General features: G+C 57.7%; 14 protein-coding genes. 3 read left to right on the forward strand and 11 right to left on the reverse strand.

The annotated features are described in order from the left end of the window. Positions 1-127 precede the first annotated feature (127 nt). Complete coding sequence (locus D9N14_RS01415) at positions 128-766, forward strand: TetR/AcrR family transcriptional regulator (RefSeq protein WP_290576075.1); 639 nt, start codon at positions 128-130, stop codon at positions 764-766. Positions 767-850: 84 nt separating this feature from the next. Here D9N14_RS01415 and D9N14_RS01420 read toward each other — a convergent pair whose 3' ends face one another. From D9N14_RS01420 to rluC, 3 genes are all read right to left on the reverse strand, one after another. Further along, entirely contained in the window at positions 851-1,756 is a 906-nt protein-coding gene (locus D9N14_RS01420; RefSeq protein ID WP_317622563.1) for a S49 family peptidase, read from the reverse strand. Positions 1,757-1,869: 113 nt separating this feature from the next. Then, positions 1,870-2,526 (reverse strand): HAD family hydrolase, encoded by a 657-nt coding sequence (locus tag D9N14_RS01425; RefSeq protein WP_290576079.1) that lies wholly within the window; start codon positions 2,524-2,526, stop codon positions 1,870-1,872. A gap of 4 nt (positions 2,527-2,530) precedes the next feature. Then, entirely contained in the window at positions 2,531-3,475 is a 945-nt protein-coding gene (rluC, locus tag D9N14_RS01430) for a 23S rRNA pseudouridine(955/2504/2580) synthase RluC (protein WP_290576081.1), read from the reverse strand. Positions 3,476-4,374: 899 nt separating this feature from the next. Between rluC and rne the strand changes: the two genes are divergently transcribed. Next, the gene (gene rne / locus D9N14_RS01435) at positions 4,375-7,326 is read left to right on the forward strand and encodes a ribonuclease E (protein ID WP_411267908.1); all 2,952 of its coding nucleotides are present in this window, start codon (positions 4,375-4,377) and stop codon (positions 7,324-7,326) included. A gap of 73 nt (positions 7,327-7,399) precedes the next feature. On the opposite strand, the gene murB is transcribed toward rne, so the two are convergent. The 8 genes from murB to D9N14_RS01475 form a co-directional block, all read right to left on the reverse strand. Continuing rightward, positions 7,400-8,425: a UDP-N-acetylmuramate dehydrogenase gene (gene murB / locus D9N14_RS01440; RefSeq protein WP_290576085.1), complete on the reverse strand. Its 1,026-nt coding sequence runs from the start codon at positions 8,423-8,425 to the stop codon at positions 7,400-7,402. Further along, a complete protein-coding gene (locus D9N14_RS01445; protein ID WP_290576087.1) occupies positions 8,422-8,889 on the reverse strand; it encodes a low molecular weight protein-tyrosine-phosphatase in 468 nt (155 codons plus the stop codon). The genes murB and D9N14_RS01445 overlap by 4 nt, the downstream gene beginning before the upstream one ends. A gap of 21 nt (positions 8,890-8,910) precedes the next feature. Beyond that, on the reverse strand, positions 8,911-9,675 hold the full coding sequence (kdsB, locus tag D9N14_RS01450; RefSeq protein WP_290576089.1) for a 3-deoxy-manno-octulosonate cytidylyltransferase: 765 nt from the start codon (positions 9,673-9,675) through the stop codon (positions 8,911-8,913). 7 nt (positions 9,676-9,682) lie between these two features. After that, a complete protein-coding gene (gene lpxK, locus D9N14_RS01455) occupies positions 9,683-10,774 on the reverse strand; it encodes a tetraacyldisaccharide 4'-kinase (protein WP_290576091.1) in 1,092 nt (363 codons plus the stop codon). Positions 10,775-10,794: 20 nt separating this feature from the next. Further along, a complete protein-coding gene (locus D9N14_RS01460; RefSeq protein WP_290576093.1) occupies positions 10,795-11,211 on the reverse strand; it encodes an ExbD/TolR family protein in 417 nt (138 codons plus the stop codon). After that, positions 11,208-11,843 carry a MotA/TolQ/ExbB proton channel family protein gene (locus tag D9N14_RS01465; RefSeq protein WP_290576568.1) on the reverse strand — a complete coding sequence of 212 codons (636 nt, stop codon included), beginning with the start codon at positions 11,841-11,843 and terminating at the stop codon, positions 11,208-11,210. The genes D9N14_RS01460 and D9N14_RS01465 overlap by 4 nt, the downstream gene beginning before the upstream one ends. A gap of 176 nt (positions 11,844-12,019) precedes the next feature. Further along, positions 12,020-14,206, reverse strand: a complete 2,187-nt coding sequence (locus D9N14_RS01470; RefSeq protein ID WP_290576095.1) for a ComEC/Rec2 family competence protein — start codon at positions 14,204-14,206, stop codon at positions 12,020-12,022. Between the two features lie 54 nt (positions 14,207-14,260). Next, entirely contained in the window at positions 14,261-14,533 is a 273-nt protein-coding gene (locus D9N14_RS01475; RefSeq protein ID WP_290576581.1) for a hypothetical protein, read from the reverse strand. Here D9N14_RS01475 and D9N14_RS01480 point away from each other — a divergent pair. After that, positions 14,426-14,884, forward strand: a complete 459-nt coding sequence (locus tag D9N14_RS01480) for a DUF2062 domain-containing protein (RefSeq protein WP_290576570.1) — start codon at positions 14,426-14,428, stop codon at positions 14,882-14,884. The two genes, D9N14_RS01475 and D9N14_RS01480, sit on opposite strands and share 108 nt — an antisense overlap. Positions 14,885-14,888 lie beyond the last annotated feature (4 nt).

Consider the following 14,888-nt stretch of genomic DNA (forward strand, 5'->3'; position numbering starts at 1 on the left):
ACAAATTCCGTAATTTTTTTTGCCAAATTCTGAACAAATTTCATCGGGCGTCTACACTTATATTGTTAGGTGCTACGGCGTGCGTGAGCTGTAAGTCGCGCACCCTGTGATACGAGGCAAAAAACAGATGGCCGATGATATTCAAATAAACAAACCAAGACGCCGAAATACCAAAGAGAAGATTATTGACGAAGCTGAGGCACTGGCTGCGTTGCATGGTATCGAGCATTTAAAATTGCAGGACGTAGCGGACAAGATCGGTATAAAACTGCCGTCAGTCTACGCTCACTTCAGCGGCCGGGAAGACATTCTCGCTGCCATGGGTGGTCGTATAAGCAAGGGCTTCACGCAGCTCTATGTGGCAAAAGCGGGGGAATCCCCCATCGAGACACTGAAACGTGGTGCCCAGGAAATGCTGATGTTACTGGGCGATCATCCAGCCTACTTCCGCCTCATGTTGCGCGACCAGTCGGTGCCACTGGGTTACGATCCGCTGAATCACCGGGCCGCAGTCAATCAGAACTTCAGTCTACCCTCCGAGATCAATGACATGCATACCCGCGTGCAAAACCTGATCGACCGCCACTGTGGTGAGGACAGCAAAATCACCGCAGCGGATTTTACCGCCTGCCTGCACGGGTTTATGCTGATGCGCTTGAGCTGGTTGCCCACCCGCAACGACGAGAACGGTAATGTCTATCTTGAGTACCACTCCATGCAATCCACCGTGGACACCATCATCAACCGCTTGTTGAACGTAAACTGACACGAGCAGAAACAAACAAAAAGTAATGCATAAAAAAAGGCGCAGTAATCTGCGCCTTTTTTGTGGATCGGGTTTTCGATCACGCTATTTCAGCGAGACGGTACCAATACCCAGCATCGCCATCACGCGATCTGCCATGGCGACCCCCAAGCGACCGGTGAACGCTTCCAGCGGGCTCACCCGGGGAGTGTAGTCCACCATCTTTTCTTCACCGATAATTTCCCGAGCCACCTGTCCAGGACTGGCCAACCCATCAATCAAGCCCAACTCCAACGCCTGGCGACCAGACCAGAACAGACCGGAAAACACGACATCATCGTCCTTGATCCGATCACCACGCCCTTCTTTGACTGCATCAATAAATTGTTGATGCACATCGGCCAGAATGCCGGCAAAAAATTCCTTCTGCTTGGGATCTTCCGGCTGGAACGGATCCAGCATGGCCTTGTTGGTACCGGAAGTGTAAACGCGGCGCTCCACGCCCAATTTTTCCATCGTCCCGACAAAACCAAACCCGTCACTGACCACACCAATGGACCCCACCAGACTGGCGGGATCAGCGTAGATTTCGTCGGCCGAGGCGGCAATATAATAAGCGCCGGATGCACCCAGATCCGTAATCACGGCATAGACTTTCTTCTCAGGATACTCTTTCTTCAGGCGCTGCACTTCCCGGTAGACCAGGCCAGACTGAACCGGGCTGCCACCCGGACTGTTCACCCGCAGGATGATCCCTTTGGAATGTTCCGCTTTGAAAGCGTCACGAAGCCCTGCCACCAGCCGGTCCGCACTGGCCTCGGTGTCGTCCGCAATCATGCCTTTCAGGTCTACCAACGCCACATGGGGCGCGCTGACGCTGATACCGGAAGATCCCCACATTCCGGGATTGAACATCATCAACACCACAAACAAATACAGGAATGTGAGGGATTTGAAAAAGATGCCCCAGCGACGGGCTTTGCGGTGCTCATCCTGGGAGGACATCACCATTTTTTCAATCAGCTTCCACTCTTTACTGGAACGTGGCCGATTGAAACGCCCCCGCTCATTGCGCTGCTGATAGCTTTTATTGCTGTTTTGATCTTCTGTCATGAAAGTTTCCCTTACACTGCTTGGTGTAACCAGTTCGATAGCGACGCAACGCTATCCACACATACTTTAGGATGATGGCGTTGGAGGCGAGTTATATCATGGGCACCCCAGGTAACGCCAACCGAGTCCACGCCGGCACGTCGGGCCATTTCCAGATCAAACTCCGTATCACCCACCATGACCGCCTGATCCGGGTTTAAACCGTGCATGGCCAGAATCTCCAGCAGCATATCCGGTTCTGGTTTGGAACGGGTTTCATCGGCACAGCGGGAGCTGTGGAACAGGGACTCCACACCGTGGGCAGCAAACACCCGGGACAACCCTTTCCGGCTCTTGCCGGTTGCCACGCTCAGCAGCGCCCCTTTGGCACTGAGGCTGCCCAGCATCTCGGGTATCCCCCCGTAAAATGGGCTGGGCGTGGACTCAGCTACAACGTAGTGATGGGAATATCGCTCCCGCATCTGTGCCACCTGATGTCCATCCAGCTGGGGATGCAGACGCTGGATAGCGATGTCCAGGGCCAGGCCCACCACATCGTGTACCTGCTGGTCGGTAGCGGGCGTCAGCGCCAGATCCCGAGCCGCTGCCTGCATACAATCCGCTATTCGGCTCAGCGAGTTCATCAGGGTTCCATCCCAATCGAATACAATCAGTTGATACTGGGACATACTGCTACAACCTGCTTAAAAAGCTGTTTAACTCTTCGGGCAATGGCGCATTGAATACCCGTTTCTGCCCCGCCGCGTCTTCCAACTCCAGCCCGGCGGCATGCAAAAACAGGCGCTTGAGCCCTTTCTCCTCGAAATACCCGGCCTGTTCCCGATGCAGGTACTTGTCATCACCGGCAATGGGATGGCCGGCAAACTGGGCATGCACCCGGATCTGATGGGTGCGACCGGTGACCGGCTTGGCCTCTACCAGGGTGGCGTTGCTGTACAGCTCCAGTTGGCGAAACAGCGTCAGGGAAGGTTTGCCATCGGCAGAAACCCGCACAATACGCTCACCGGATGCCAGCTGGAACTTTCTGAGGGGGGCCTCGATGCGATGCTCCAGACCATTCCAGCGCCCCCACAACAGGGCCAGATAGGTTTTCTGCATGTTGCCCTGGCGCAGATCGTCGTGCAGCTTTTTGAGCACGCTGCGCTTCTTGGCCACCATCAGGCAACCGGAGGTGTCCCGGTCCAGGCGGTGGACCAATTCCAGGAAGCGCTGTGCCGGGCGCATCTGGCGCAGGGCCTCGATCACCCCCAGACTCACTCCGCTACCACCGTGCACCGCCAGACCGCTGGGCTTATTGATCACGATCAGGCCGTCATCCTCGTACAAAATGGCGGCTTCCAACTGGGATTTCAAGCTGTCCCCCACAAACGGGGCAACCTCAGCAACGGGCTTGGTTCGCGCCGGGGGCACCCTCACCAGGTCCCCTTGGTTGAGCTTGTACTCCGGCTTGGTACGGCCCTTGTTCACCCGCACTTCACCCTTGCGAATCATGCGGTAAATGGCTGATTTTGGGACACCTTTTAGCCGGCTCACCAGAAAATTATCGAGTCGTTGCCCGTGTTGGTCTTCCGTTACGGTAACCATGGCCACGGAGGGGCGTTTATCTGTACTGCTCATGAGGAATCAAGGACTTATAGCTATCTGTTTGATGAGGTTAAGATTTCCTGCTATATTGCGATGAGCCTATAAAAGCGGCGGGCAAGGCATAATCAGGTACGTTCCCGGATGATCCTTGCCATTTGCAGCTAAGATCAGGGAGGCTGCATATTCTAACCAGAATACCGGCAATCACCTAATTATCCTGCACCCCGCTCCAACAGGTTACTATTGGTCGCACCACCGTGCCTGCCCCGCAGTTTAGATGTAAACCGAATGTGCAGCTCAGGATCGACCAAAACATTATCCAACGTGGGCTCATCAGCGTTGCCAATGGCTAAGACCCGGCAGCTGACCCCAACCGACGATGATCGCTGCCCTGCAGCAAACCGCCAAACACGGTGGAACCAGTAACCGGCACCCCAGTGTCCTGTGATCGTTCCTGAACGGATTGGCTCAAGTAAAAAATGGTACGTTGTGCGTCCCGCTTCGGGATTGTACACGTGAATGTTAAACACGCGTTTAACAGAGATTAAGAGACAAGATTGTTTGTCTGGCCTGATTCAAACAAACGCTCCATAAGTCCATTGCACAGACGCTATCACACAGTGCAATCAAAAATGGAGCATCACGGCCAGACGAAGGTAACCCGAGCAGCTGGATTCATTCGTTTGTACCGCTGTTCAACCCGGCGAAAAGTCATTAACCGGTACTGGCTGCAACAGAGTTCATACCGGACACAGCGTGTGACCCAACCCATGCACAACATAAGACATGGTGTTGCCACAGTTGCCTGCCATTATGATGGGTCAGGCCGCTGATCTGCAGTGATGTTGCTCAGATCGGTTGATAATCCGCTTTCCCGCCCGTAATCCGTCTCCTGTCCTGTTGATCGCATTGATTGCTGGATAACAATCTGCATGAAAAGAATGCTGATTAACGCAACCCACTCGGAAGAGCTGCGCGTTGCCTTGGTCGATGGACAACGCCTTTACGATTTGGACATCGAACACCGAACACGAGAACAGAAAAAATCCAATATCTACAAAGGTCGCATCACCCGCATTGAACCCAGTCTGGAAGCCGCGTTCGTGGATTTCGGATCTGAGCGCCACGGCTTTCTGCCTTTAAAGGAAATCTCCCGGGAATACTTCACCAAGAACCCCAAAGACGTCCAGGGTCGTTTTACGATCAAGGACGTGATCAAGGAAGGTCAGGAAGTCATCCTGCAGGTAGGCAAAGAAGAGCGTGGTAACAAGGGTGCCGCCCTTTCCACCTTTATCAGCCTGGCTGGCCGCTACCTGGTGCTGATGCCGAACAACCCTCGGGCCGGTGGTATTTCTCGCCGGATCGACGGTGATGATCGCGCAGCCCTGCGTGATGTGATGAACGGCCTGAACATTCCCCAGGATATGGGGGTCATTATCCGTACGGCCGGTATCGGTCGCAGCGTGGAAGAACTGCAGTGGGATCTGGATTACCTGCTGACCCTGTGGAGCTCCATTACTGAAGCGTCTGAAAAACGCCAGGCCCCCTTCCTGATCTATCAGGAAAGCAACGTCATCATCCGGGCGGTGCGGGATTACCTGCGCCAGGACATCGGCGAAGTGTTGATTGATACACCTCAGGTCCATCAGGAAGCCCTGAATTTCGTACGCCAGGTGATGCCCCAGTACGAAAACAAGATCAAGCTGTATAGCGACAACATCCCGCTGTTCAACCGCTACCAGATCGAATCCCAGATCGAGACCGCCTTTGAGCGCGAAGTGAAACTGCCCTCCGGCGGATCCATCGTGATCGACCCGACGGAAGCCCTGGTGTCCATCGACATCAACTCTTCCAAGGCTACCAAGGGCGCGGACATCGAAGAAACCGCCCTCATGACCAACCTGGAAGCGGCCGACGAAATCGCCCGTCAGTTGCGCCTGCGGGACATCGGCGGCCTGATTGTGGTGGACTTCATCGACATGAACGCCAACCGCAACCAGCGCGAAGTGGAAAACCGCATGCGCGATGCTCTGGAGCTGGACCGGGCCAGGGTTCAGGTAGGGCGCATTTCCCGCTTTGGACTGATGGAGCTGTCCCGTCAGCGTCTGCGTCCGTCCCTGGGTGAGACCAGCGGTCACATCTGCCCCCGTTGCAACGGGGTCGGCTTCATTCGCGACCTGCATTCGCTGTCTCTCAACATCATGCGCCTGATTGAAGAAGAGGCACTGAAAGAGAACAGCAGCGAAATTCACGCCCGGGTACCGGTCAATGTGGCCACCTACCTGCTGAACGAAAAGCGCGACAACATTGTGGCCATCGAGGCCCGCAACAAGGTGCGCGTTCTGGTGCTGCCCAGCCCCAACCTGGAGACCCCTCACTTTGAGGTCAGCCGCTTCCGCAGCGACCAGGTGGAAGGCGAAGCCACCGCCAGTTACGAGCTGATCGACGCCGCCGACGAGGTGGAAGAGGAACTGCTGGCCCCCGGTGAAAGCCCGATTCATCGCCAGGAGCAGGCTGCGGTTCAGATGATCCAGCCGAACACGCCGGCACCAACCCCGATTGTGAAGAAAGACCCCAGTTTCTTCTCCCGTCTGTTTGCCTGGTTTATCCAGCTGTTCAGCAGCAACGAGCAGGAGGAAAGCAAGCCGGACCAGAAGCAGGGACAACAGAATCGCAATCAGCGGAACACCCGCAACAACAACCAGCGTGGTAACCGCAACCAGAAGGGCCGCAACCGTCGCGATGAAAAGCCATCCCGAGATGACAAGTCCCGCGATGACAACAAGGCCAAAGATAAAGACAAGGACAACGACACCCGCAACAAGCGCAAGGAATCCTCTGACAAAGATTCGGCCAGAGACTCAGGCAGAGAGTCTGGCAGGGACAACCAGGGCCGCGAGCAGAAACAGGGCCGCGGACGGGGTCGCAACCAGAAACGGGATCAGCAGGAACCCCGTGAGCCAAGAGCGGACAGCAAACAGAAAGCGGACGAGTCCGGTGATGATGGCCAGGATTCCGGTAATGCTCGCCGCGGCCGCCGTCGCAGCCCCAGCGATAATCGCCGCCGACGCCAGAACAAGGCGCAGGCCAACGAGCGTGACAACACCAACGCAGACCCGGCGACCGCTGAAAAAGCGCCCTCCCCGGCGGATGCCAAGCCCGTTCAGGCTGAAGTAAAGCCTGCGCAGGCCGAGAAACCTGCTCGGGAAGACAAGCCTGCGAAAGCGGAGAAGACGGAATCAGCGGAATCTGCGGGCAAGCCCCAAAGCCAGCCCAAAGCCGCAGAGGCCCAGGCGCCCGCTCAGGCACCCGAAGAGAAGGCGGCTCCAGCAGCTCAGTCGCAACCTGCGCCCCAGGACAAAGCCCCGGTGGCGACTAAGCAGGAATCTGCCGAAAAGCCACAAGCAGCGGCTAAGCCACAGGCGCCTGCAGCCCCTGAGCAAGCGCAAGCGGCCAAACCGGTGGATGCCAAGCCCGCGGTGGCACCCAAGCCTCAGGCTACCCAAGCAGAAGCGCCCAAACCGGCATCGGCACCGACCGAAAAAGCGCAACCGGCTCCTCAACCTCCCGCCGCGGTGAAAGCGGAGCCAAAGCCGGAAGCCAAAGCGCCGGAGAACAAGGCTCCCGTCGCAAAAGCCCCAGAAGCCAAAGCACCGGAAGCTAAAGCCCCGGAAGCCAAGACCACAGCAGCGCCCAGCGCCCCTGCGGTCAGCACCGCGGTGGTGAAACCGGTCTCAACACCGGCTGCGGAGCAGTCCGCCGCCAGTGATGCTGACCAGCCGGCACAACGGGCGGCGAATGACCCTCGGGAAATTCGCCGTCGTCAGCGGGAAGACGCCAAAGCGGCCAGCGGCAGTGAAGCGGTAGCGAAAAAAGAAGACTGATCCACCGCCGCGAACCACGAAAAAGCCCACCCGGGGTAACCAGGGTGGGCTTTTTTATGAATGCCGGATCAGGTCATAATACTCGAGGTTCGATTTCAAGATTCACACCCCAACGATCTCGGACAGAACGCTGGATTTCAGCCGCCAGGGCCATCAGATCCCCGCTTGCCGACCCTTCATTAATCAACACCAGAGCCTGTCGATCATGCACCCTGGCCTGTCCCCATTGCCGGCCCTTCCAACCCAGTCGGTCAATCAGCCAGCCGGCCGCCAGCTTCACGCGACCATCGGTCTGTGGATAGGCCACCAGCCCGGGCTCACTGGCAACCAACTGCTCATATTGCTGCTGCGACACCACCGGGTTTTTGAAAAAGCTGCCCACATTGGGCTGCTGTGCCGGGTCCGGCAGTTTTTCTGAGCGAATCCGAATGATGATCTGTCGCAGCTGGGCCGGGGTCATCAGGTGACAATCGTATCCCCACTCCTCCGCCCGTTGGCGGATCTCACCGTAACCCAGTTTGGGATGGGCGGTTTTACTCAGTCGCAGGCGTACCGACAGAATGATCTGGCGATCCTGCTGCTCGCGCTTGAATACGCTGTCCCGATAGCCGAACCCACACTGCTCCAATGTGAATACCCGCTCAGACAAATCACTGCGCTGCAGAGTGGTCACCTGCACCAACACATCCTTCAGCTCGACACCGTAGGCACCAATATTCTGGATAGGCGCAGCACCCACCGTACCCGGTATCCAACTGAGATTCTCCAATCCATACCATCCCCTGTCCACACAGGTGGCTACCAGCCGGTCCCAATGCTCGCCGGCCCCCACCTCCAGCACGACACCATCAGCGGTCTCCTCCAGCAGCGTCACCCCTTCGATGCAGTTGTGAATCACCAGGCCACTGAAATCCGAAGTCAGCACCAAATTGCTGCCCCCACCCAACACCAGCAACGGTTCGCCAGCGGAGTCATGCAGAAGTTGATGCAATTGCGCCTGATTCTGTACCGCACAAAAGCGGGCGGCACGGACGTTGATGGACAGAGTGTTATAGGGCTGAAGGGAGATCTGATGCTGGACCTGGACTGAGGCTGTCACAACTCATCCTGCAAACGTTGCAGCAGGCCATCGCAGGCGTCTTCCACCAGATCGAGCACATAATCGAAGCCTTCAGCACCACCGTAGTACGGATCAGGCACTTCCCGTTCGTCAGTGGAGCTGTATTTCAGAAACAATTGAATCTTGGGGTGGTGATGTTCTGCCGCCCGCCGTTTGAGGTCGGCGAAGTTGGACTTATCCATGGCCAGTATATAGTCGTACTCTTCAAAGTCCTGATCGCACACCTGGCGCCCGCGCAAATCAGCCATGGGGTAACCGCGCTTTTGTGCCGCCTCCGTTGCCCGGCGGTCAGGGGGTTCCCCCACGTGATAACCGGCCGTACCACAGGAATCGTGAACGATCCGCTGCTCCAACCCCAACTGATTCACCTTGGCGCGAAAAACCGCCTCCGCAGTGGGCGATCGGCAAATGTTCCCCAGACAGACAAATAACACTTTCTTCACGGCTGCTCCCGGCTGCAATCGTTATTGGGAGAATAAGGCCCGCACCCGCTCCAGATCCGCCGGAGTATCCACTCCCGCCGGTGGGGTGACGACCGCCTGCTCCACATGAATTTTGACCCCATGCCACATGGCCCGCAATTGCTCCAGGCACTCGGTTTTTTCCAACGCACAGGGGCCCCACTGCACAAAGTCGTGCAACAGGCTGACCCGGTAGCCGTAGATCCCGATATGCCGTTGCACCGCCATGTGCGCCGGCAAGGCACCGGAGCGCTGCGCCATATCATAGCTGTCCCGACCAAAGGGAATGGGGGCACGACTGAAATAGAGGGCATATCCGTGGACGTCGGCCACCACTTTTACCGCGTTGGGATCAAATACCTTTTCGATCTCGTCAATGGGCTCACTGAGGGTGGAAATACCCGCACTGGATTGCGCCAGATTCCTGGCCACCTGATCGATCACCGCCGGTGGAATCAACGGCTCATCCCCCTGCACGTTCACCACGATATCCTCATCAGCCAGGCCCAGCTGAGTCACCACCTCCTGCAGACGGTCGGTACCGGATTCATGATCCGGCCGGGTCATAACCACGTTGGCACCGAACTGTTTGGCCGCCGTCTCGATGCGGGTGTCATCCGTGGCGATGATCACCTCCGCCGCCTGACTGCGACAGGCCTGCTCATACACGCGCTGTATCATGGGTTTGCCGGCAATATCCTGCAGTGGCTTGCCAGGCAGTCGGGTGGATGCATAGCGGGCTGGTATGATGACGCGATATTCAGTCATGGTGCTCTCAGTAGAGGTGGCGGTGTTGTTGGTTGAAGGCCTCAAGGCGCGCCATTATAACATCGATAAGCGCGGGCTGGAGCCGGGCGTCGACATGCGCATCAATCGGCAGGTAAGCCCCCCGCACTCGATCAAACTTACGGAGTTTGACGGCGTCTTTCTCTGTGGTCAGCACCAGGCCCGCCTCAAACGCTTCCAGATCCAGCTCGGTGTAATCATGATGGTCCGGAAAACTGTGTGGCTGGTGAGGTATGCCCAACTGCTGCAGGGTGTCGAAAAAACGCTGGGGATTGCCGATGCCTGCCAGACCATGAATCACCTTGCTGCCGGATAATGCCTTCTCATCAACAGTGGCATCAGTAAAGGCACTGATGAAAGTATCCACGTCAGCTTCAGATTCTCCATTGAGGGGTATCCACTGGCCGGGCTGCACAGTAAATGGATAGGTGCGGTTGCTGAGGGCGCTCAGATGGCGCAGGCTGGGATGGGATGGCGCTCCGTTCACCAGCACAGCATCCACAGTGTTGAGGCGCACAACCGGTTCCCGCAGTGGCCCCATCGGTAGCAGCCTGCCGGTACCGAAACCACGCTCGCCATCCACCACCACCAGCTCGATGGTGCGGGAAAGGCCATAATGCTGGAGCCCGTCATCACTGATGATGACATCCACTTCGCCGCCGTGTACCAGATGTCGCGCGGCACTGGCCCGATCCGGGTCCACCACCACCGGCACGCCGGTGCGCAGGTGAATCATCAGTGGTTCGTCGCCGGTGACTGAGGCTTCGTCCGTTACGGATACAACATAGGGGTAACTCGGTGCTTTGCCGCCGTAACCCCGACTGACCAAGCCCGGACGCAGCCCACGCTGCTGCAAAGCCTCGATCAGCCAGATGCTGATGGGGGTCTTGCCGGTACCACCAACACTGATATTGCCCACCACGATCACCGGCAGCTCGCAGTGGTAGGCACTTTTTTCGCCATTCATGTAAGCATTGCGGCGACGGCGGGACAGACAGCCAAACAACAGGGAGAGCGGCCACAGCAACCAGGCCGACCCGTGCCCCCGATACCATAGTCTGTTGAAGACGCGGTGCAGCATGGTCACAGCAACCGCAGCACTTACTGCTCCGGCTGCTGGGCGGTTAATCTAAGCCGGGTAAAGCCCAGGGCGCCGGACACATCCATGGCCGTCATCACTGACTGGTGGGCAGCGTTGGCGTCCGCAGTGATGATCAGGGGAATATCCACATTGCCTTTCGACTCCCGTTTGAGCGCCCGCTCCAGGGTTTCCCGATCCCGATTCACCAAGCGCTGCTGGTTGACGGCGTACTCCCCATCCGCCGTGATCTGGATTTCGATGAACTCCGGAGCTTCCGCGGCGGCCTCCCCCACTGCCTGTGGCAATTCAAGGGTCAGCTCGCGCTCCCGAGTGAAGGTGGTGGACACCATGAAAAAGATCAGAAGCAGGAACACCACATCGATGAGTGGCGTGAGATTGACATTAACCTCTTCCACCGGCTGACGCTGAAATTTCACTTCCTGTCACCCTCGGACGTTTCTGCCTCACGGTCACCGTGGATCACATCCACCAATTTCACGGCATCCTGTTCCATCAATACCGCAATCTCATCAATGCGGCGGCTGAAGAAGCGATGGAAGAACAACGCAGGAATCGCCACCACCAGGCCGGCGGCGGTGGTGTAGAGGGCCTCTGATATTCCCCCCGCCAGCACCGCGGCATTACCTGCCCCTTCCAGCACGATGGCATTGAACACCTTGATCATCCCGATGACGGTACCCAACAGACCCAGCAACGGCGCCACCGCAGCGATGGAACCCAGCAAATTGAGAAAACGCCCCATCTCATGGATTTCATGGGTTGCCGTATCGACGATGGCTTCTTTCATGATGTCGCGGCCGTGCTTGGCGTTGATCAGACCGGTGGCCAACACCCTGCCCAGGGGGGAGGAATCCCGCAGCTCTTTCACTTTCTTACCGTCCAACTTACCGTTCTTGACCCAACCCCAGACCTGGGAGATCAGATTGCGGGGACTGATTCGGGTCACCCGCAGCGCCCACAGGCGCTCAACAATGATGGCCAACGCCAAAATGGAGCACAGAATAATGGGGTACATCACCAAGCCCCCGGACATAATCACATCAAGCACTCGCACGCGCTGTAATCTCCTATTTTCTAACTGTTTTTTATCGATTTTTTGCCGGTTTTAACTCTAGCATACTGTAGCAGCTTTTCGTATTGGGAGCGCTGACTGGATCTCATTTTGATCCTGTTTTAGCCAGTGATCTTGGGCAAAGAGGATGTCCGCCCCCACTCGGCCACCAATCAGTCACCGGCACCCTCTGGCAGCGCCCGGTAGTAGTACCCGTCCTCAGCAATCACATGCAGCGGGATTCCCCGATCCAACACCGGCTCTTGGAGAGACTCCGGCAGCGGTTTGATTGCGATCAGTTCACCGGAATGACCCAGCAGCGACAGCAACTCCGGGATCGCGGCTTTACCTTTGCCGAGATCCAGCACGATGGCATCAAAGCGCTCGCCGGCAATCTGCTCGAAGACCTGCCGCTGATCACGCTGGGTGCCCAAAGGCCAATACAGCAGTCGGGTTTGGCCCCAGGTTAACCCCAGCGCACAACGCTCCGGCTTGGCGGCCACCGGGTAACGCTCAAACTGCACGCCCCCACTGTGCCATTGCGCCCGGGAGCACAGCCCCGCATAGTGGATGCTTTGCACTGCTCTGGCGCCCAATGCATCGGTGTCCAGTTCAAACGCTGAAAACACCCCGCCACGGGCCAACCACAGATCCCGGCTGTGGTGCAGCGGTACTTCACCCATGGGCATCATCACTCCCCAATGGGAGAGCAGATCCGACTGCCAGCGAGCGATCGGTTGCGGCCAATGGCTACGGGACAGGGACCACACCTGCGACTTCGACTGCAGTATCACACGGCCTGATCCCGAACCCATGATGTATAAACCGTTGCCGGATGACTGGGGCAACAACATCGGCAACAACAGCACCACCCCCCAGGCCCGCCCCGGCAGACCCGCACTGACCAGCCAGAGCACCCCCACCATGGCCAGTAGGAGGCTGGCGAGGCTGCGTTCCCCCACCGTCCACACACTGTAACGCCAACCGCTGATGAGCTGCAGGAACCAGAGCAAACCCTCGGTCACCCACAGCGCAGCATCCAGCAGGAATACCACGGATTCTCCGCACAAGGACCACAGGGTTACCCAGAGCAGGCTCAGGGGCACCACCACAAAGCCGATCACAGGAATCGCCAGTGCGTTGGTGAACGCCGACACCAGGGAGACGGAATGCACCGCGTACAGCAGCGCCGGGGCCAGCCCCACGAACAAACCCAACTGGACCTGGCTCCATTGGGAGAGGCCTGATCGGGCGGAAACTCCGCCACCGATGAGCCAGAGAATCAGATAGACCGCCACGAACGACAGCCAGAAGCCCAGACTCAAGCAGGCCACCGGGTCCCACAGCAGCACCAGCGTCAGCGCCACCAGCAACCCAAACCAAAGGTGCTGGGCACGCCCGGTCAATTTCAGCAATACGTAGACGCTGAGCATGATCAGCGCCCGCTGCGTGGGAATGGCAAATCCGGCCAGGCCGGCGTAAAACAGACAGGCAATCCAGGCCACCACCAACGCCCCGTGACTGGCCGGGTAGCGATTGGTAAAGCCATGCCAGCGCCGAAACAGGGGCAGTACAAGGAAGGTTACCAGGGTGGCCACCAGCCCCACATGCAAGCCGGAGATGGCCACCAGGTGGGTGGTCCCGGTGCGGTTAAAGACTTCCCAATGCGGGTCCCCCATCAGGCTGCGATCCCCGCTCACCAGCGCCAGAATCACCGGGTAGGACGAGAGGCCGCCCTCGCCGGATGCCAGCATCCGCCGGGCCAGAACAGCATTCAGCTCAGTTCGAACCCGATCCATAGACCACCAGGTTTCACGCAACGGCGTTACCGCGGCCCCTTTCTTGAGTTTGACCCGGGCCACTACATGATTAGAAAGCAACCAACGTTGGACATTGAACGCGGCGGGGCTGGACTGCACGCGGATCGCCGTAGGTTGCACCGGCACCTGGACGCGTTGCCCCGGCCGCAGCAGTGAGTGTTGCCTGGTGGTGCTGAGCTCTACCACCACAGGCCATAACCCCGGCAGCCGGTCCGTGAAAACGGAGCAGTCCGCGGCGGTCTGACCCAGGCAATCCACCCGCACCCGATAGCGGGTATTGAACCGGCTGACCTGGGGGACACCAAATAGCTCGCCGCTCAGATAGTAGGTCGCCCCGGCCTCCAGCGGCCAGGGAGACAGCCGCTGCTTGACCAGGCTGCCGATGCCCACCCCCAGCATCAGGGCGCTCACAAAGCCCACTACCAGCCCCTTTGACGAGGCCAATCCACGCTGCCATAGCCGCCATGTGACCACCCCCAAAGTGGCCGCTAACCCCATGAAAACCGGGGAGAACTGGCCGCATTCGGAGGGCAGGATCATGACTGGGAGCATTATTCCCAGTGGAACGCCCAACACCCACATCCACATCTAGTGTTATGCCTCTATTGCCGGCATAATAAGCGCGCTTTGGCAGGAATCAGGTAACCATTGGCCTTGAAAAACATATTCAAAAAATACATTCCGGCGCCCCAGACCATTATTGAAAATCGTTGGATTTCGAAGCTCGGGCCAAGAATCAAAGATCCCAACCTGTGGCACCTGAATCGACGCTCGGTTTCTGCAGGCATATTCGCCGGCATCCTTTGTGCCTTCATTCCCCTGCCCATCCAGATCTTTGTCGCTATCTTTCTCTGCTTTTTTATCCATGGCAATCTGCCTATCTCCGTGGCATCGACCTGGGTCAGCAACCCCTTTACCTACATCCCGCTGTACTATTTTTGCTATGAAGTGGGGGCCTGGATCGTCGGAGTGCCCGTGAACACCCAGGGTCAACCCATCAGCGTGGATTTCAACATTATATTGACGGACTTCGACGGGTTTCTGAAACAGCTGGCAGAGCTGGGCTGGAAAGCCATTGGACCGCTGTTTTTTGGCTGTGCGCTGGTGGGACTGGTCTCGGCCACGTTGGGTTTCGTCGCCATTCGCCTGTTGTGGCGTATGCACATTTATCGATCGTGGAACCATCGCCGGGAACGCCGCCTCAAAAAGCGCAGCTGATCCC

Source organism: Ketobacter sp. (assembly GCF_003671495.1).
Classification (GTDB): Bacteria; Pseudomonadota; Gammaproteobacteria; order Pseudomonadales; family Ketobacteraceae; genus Ketobacter.